This is a genomic window from Mycobacterium sp., assembly GCF_040398885.1.
Lineage (GTDB): Bacteria > Actinomycetota > Actinomycetes > Mycobacteriales > Mycobacteriaceae > Mycobacterium.
The window spans coordinates 1-3,957 of the sequence record NZ_JBBATF010000212.1; the positions used below are offsets into that span (position 1 = coordinate 1).

2 protein-coding genes are annotated in these 3,957 nt (G+C 70.6%); both read left to right on the top strand.

The genetic code is table 11. The features are described 5' to 3' along the window. The coding region (locus ADBZ5U_RS14835) for an ABC transporter ATP-binding protein (RefSeq protein ID WP_526811462.1) at positions 1-867 on the top strand (867 nt) is incomplete at its 5' end. Positions 868-995: 128 nt separating this feature from the next. Beyond that, positions 996-3,957: lipocalin family protein (locus tag ADBZ5U_RS14840; protein WP_526811464.1), on the top strand; the 2,962-nt coding region annotated here is incomplete at its 3' end.

Genomic DNA, 3,957 nt, shown 5'->3' on the forward strand with positions numbered 1-3,957 from the left:
CCGGAGCGCGGCAAGATCATCATCGACGGCACCGACATCATCCAGTGCTCGGCCAAGGAGCTCTACGAGATCCGCACCCTGTTCGGCGTGCTGTTCCAGGACGGCGCGCTGTTCGGCTCGATGAACATCTACGACAACACCGCCTTCCCGCTGCGCGAGCACACCAAGAAGTCCGAGTCCGAGATCAACAAGATCGTCATGGAGAAGCTCGACATCGTGGGCATGCCCAACGACGGGCACAAGTTCCCCGGCGAGATCTCCGGCGGTATGCGCAAGCGCGCCGGCCTGGCCCGCGCCCTGGTGCTCGATCCTGAGATCATCCTCGTCGACGAGCCCGACTCCGGCCTGGACCCGGTCCGCACCGCCTACCTGAGCCAGCTGCTGATCGACATCAACGCCCAGATCGACGCCACCATCCTGATCGTGACGCACAACATCAACATCGTGCGCACGGTCCCGGACAACATCGGCATGCTCTACCGCAAGCGCCTGGTCATGTTCGGCCCCCGCGAGGTGCTGCTGACCAGCGAGGAGCCCGCCGTCAAGCAGTTCCTCAACGGTCGCCGCATCGGCCCGATCGGCATGTCCGAGGAGAAGGACCAGGCCACCGCCGCCGCCGAGGCGGCGGCCATGGAGGCCGGTCAGGGCGACGGCGGCCTGGAGGAGATCGAGGGCGTGCCACCGCAGCTGACGACCACGCCGGGTATGCCCGAACGCAAGGCCGTCGGCCGCCGCCAGGCCCGGGTGCGCGAGATTCTGCACACCCTGCCCCCGGCCGCCCAGGAAGCCATCCTCGCCGACCTGGAGAAGACCGGCGGCGCACCGTCGGGCCAGACGTACGCGGCCAGCCCCGACTACGGGGACTGATCGCGTACGGGGGACCGATCGCGCTGACCAAATTCTGACGAGACCGCTCGTCGACAGCTGATTTGCTGTCGATCCGGCCGCAGCTTGGGTAGCGTTTGCTCGTCTGATTGCTGAGGAGGCACAACGCGATGGAACGTCGAAATCTGCTGGGAACCGGTGCCGTTATCGTCGGGCTCGGCTCGGCCCTAATCTCCGGGGCCGCCGTCGCCTCGGCCGACACCGGCGGCCCCGACGGTCAGCAGACCGACAAGGCGTCGCGCAGCGCGTCCGCACCCCGCGCCTCGGCGCCCGACCGCCGCGGCAGCACCCGCGCCAAGCCGAGGCCGGCCCCGGCCGCGTCGGCCGACGAGGCGCCACCCGCCGGCCGCAAGAACTCCTCCACGCTCCCGTCCGCGCAGCGCCCGCAGCCGTCGGCGGCCACCGCCCCGGCGACCGAGGAACCGGCCACCGCAGCGCCGGCGACCGCAGCGCCCGAAGCCCCCGCCGTCGTCCCGGACGCCGCCGCACCGGCCGAAGCGCCCGCACCCGCACCCGCCGCCGCCGGGCCCGCCCGGGTCACCGTGGTCCGCACCGCCAACGACACCCCGCCCGCCACCGTCGTGCAACGTATCGCCGACCCCGCCCCGGCGGCCAAGGCGGCCGCCGCCAAGCCGGTGCGCGACTTCCTGACCAGCGTCGTCGACGCCCTGGGCGGGGGCTCGGGCAGCCCGGCGGTGGCCACCACGCCCGCGCTGGCCGCTTTCTCGGGCCAGCGGAAGAGCGCCGCCCCGGCCGCCGTGACCGGTTCGCAGGTCTCGGCCGGAGCCCCGCCGATCCCCACCCTGCCGGGCTTCAACAACGGCGTCACCGGCGTGCAGGTCGGTCACTCCCGGCTCGAGATGCCGGGCGCCTTCATCGGCAAGACCGTCGCCGCCGACTGGTACTTCCCGACCCAGGTCGACGGGTCCGTCGACGCCCAGGGGGTGATCTGGCTGCAGCACGGGTTCGGCGCCGCCAACTTCTTCTACTCGGCGCTGGCCAAGGATCTGGCTCAGCGCACCAACAGCATCGTGGTCGCCCCGACGCTGTCGTCCATCCCGTTCACCTTCTCCGGCGGCTGCCTGAACTGCGCCACCTCCCAGGAGGCGGCCGCGGCGGCGTTTCTCGACCCGACCCGCAGCGCCCTGGTCGACAGTGCCGTCGCGGCCGGCTACACCGGTGATCCCGACCAGCTCAGGGGCAAGTTCGCTGTATCCGGGCATTCGGCCGGCGGCGGGTTCGCCAGCGCGGTCGGCGGCGACTACATCGGGCAGGGCTCCGACGCGCAGGACGCCAACCTGGTCGGTGTGGTCATGTACGACGGCGTCTCCAACGGCGCCTTCGACGGCACCTTCGAAGACCAGGTCAAGACCCTGGCCGGCGCCGGCAAACCGATCTACCAGATCGCCGCCCCGGCACAGGCCTGGAACGCCTTCGGCGCCACCACCAACCAACTGGTCAACACCCTGCCCGGGCAGTTCGTCGGGGTGGTGCTCAACGACGGCTCGCACGTCGACTCGGTGCTCGGCGTGAACCCGCTGTTCGACTTCGTCCTGCAACTCGTGGCCGGGCGGGTGCCGCCCGGCAACACCGCCGCCACCCACCTGCTCAGCACCGGCTGGGTCAACGACATGTACGGCGGCAACACCCCGCAGACCGCGGAGTACGGCTTCTACGCCGGCGCCAACAGCCCGATCATCATGGGGCCGACGGCGGCGATCGGCCTGCCGACGCAGATCGCCAACCCCTCCACCCCGCTGTACAAGCTGACCGCCGCCGTGCTCGGCCTGTTCGGCATGGACATCTCCAGCGGCATCCCGACCAGCACCGACAACGGCATCGACGGGGTCATCGTGCCGCCGCTGTCCAACGGGGTCACCGGGCTGCGGACCGGCAGCGCCGTGCTGAACATCCCGTCCGGCAACGGCTACGCCGCCCCGGCCGACTGGTACTTCCCGACCCAGGCCGACGGCACGGTGGCGGCCAACGGCGTCATCTGGCTGCAGCACGGGTTCCTTGGCTTCAACGGCTGGTATTCCGACATGGCCCGGGCCCTGGCGCAGGAGACCAACAGCATCGTCGTGGTGCCGCAGATCAACTGGTTCGACGACGCCTTCTCCGGCGAGGCCGCGGCCGAGATGTTCGTCGGGGACCGGGGCTCGCTGAACCTCAGCGCCAGCCTGGCCGGACTGCAGGGCCCGCTGCCGGAGAAGTTCATCCTCACCGGGCATTCGGCCGGCGGGAACTTCGCCACGGTGGCCGGGGCGGGCACCGTCGACAACGGCGCCGCCAAGGACCTGCTCGGCGTGGTGATGTTCGACGGGGTGTCCTTCCCGGAGGTGTTCCCGACGGCCATCGCCAAGCTGGACAGCCTCAACATCCCGGACTACCAGATCGCGGCCACCCCGCAGAGCTGGAACGCCTGGGGCACCACCACCGACCAGCTTGCGCTGCTGCATCCCGACCAGTTCATCGGTGTGCTGATCGACGACGGTTCGCACACCGACTCGGTGCAGGGCGACAGCCTCTTCGCCCGGCTGGCCGCGGTCGCCAGCGACATCCTGGTCAAGCCCTCGCCGCCGGGCGGCAAGGAAGCGGTGCGGACCTTCGCGACCGGGTGGGTGAACGACCTCTACGGCGGCTTCGACCCCGCCAGCCCGGTCTACGGCTTCTACGGAAACCCCAACGACGGCACCTACGTGCCCAACCAGCCGATGGTGATGGGCGAGGCGGGAGCGACCACGCTGCCCGCGCCGCCGCCGGTCGACGTCAACCAGTACGCCGGCAAGTGGTACGAGCAGGGCAGCGTCCGGCAGTTCTTCTCCATCGGCCTGGTGAACACCACCGCGACCTACACCCCGCAGCCTGACGGTTCGATCAAGGTGGAGAACTCCGGCCAGTACTTCGGCCCCAACGGCCCGGCGGTCGACATCGTCGGTGCGGCGGTGCCGGTCAACAGCCCGACCAACACCCGGCTCAACGTGGGCTTCGGGCCGCGGCCGCCCGGGGCCGGCGATCCCGGCAACTACTGGATCATCGACTACGCGCCGGACTACAGCTGGGCGATCGTCA